The organism is Marinimicrobium sp. UBA4209 (assembly GCF_002381585.1).
Lineage (GTDB): Bacteria > Pseudomonadota > Gammaproteobacteria > Pseudomonadales > Cellvibrionaceae > Marinimicrobium > Marinimicrobium koreense.
The window spans coordinates 2,393-2,729 of record NZ_DFTP01000016.1 but is presented as its reverse complement, the minus strand read 5'-3'; the positions used below and the strand labels follow the sequence as shown (position 1 = coordinate 2,729).

The 337-nt window shown below is 57.9% G+C and carries 1 protein-coding gene; it reads right to left on the bottom strand.

Annotated elements, in window-relative coordinates:
- Positions 1-337 (bottom strand): Wadjet anti-phage system protein JetA family protein (locus tag B3187_RS02855; RefSeq protein ID WP_286804529.1); only part of this gene is annotated, 337 nt, incomplete at both ends.

Here is a 337-nt window from a genome sequence, read left to right as displayed (position 1 = left end):
CGGGAAAAGCCGTAGCTGCTCTGCAGGTTGGCATCATCTACCCGACGCTCCAGCCAGCCGGCTTCGAGCAGTCGATTGACAATAAAACCGGCCAGTTCCCGTTGGGTTTTGAAGCGCCCCTCGCTGTCACCGGGCTCGTCGCGACTGTCCAGAACCGGAGTGCGGGCTATCGCTTCCTTGAAAATATCCAGCAGCCCTTCCCGATTCAGGCCTGCGCCATAATCCCGCAGATCGGTGTATAGCCGTTGGTACAACAGACGCAGGCATTCCGCGACCACTTCACGGTACTTTCCCGTCAGCGGATTGAAGAAATGGGGACGTTCGTCGGTGAAGAACA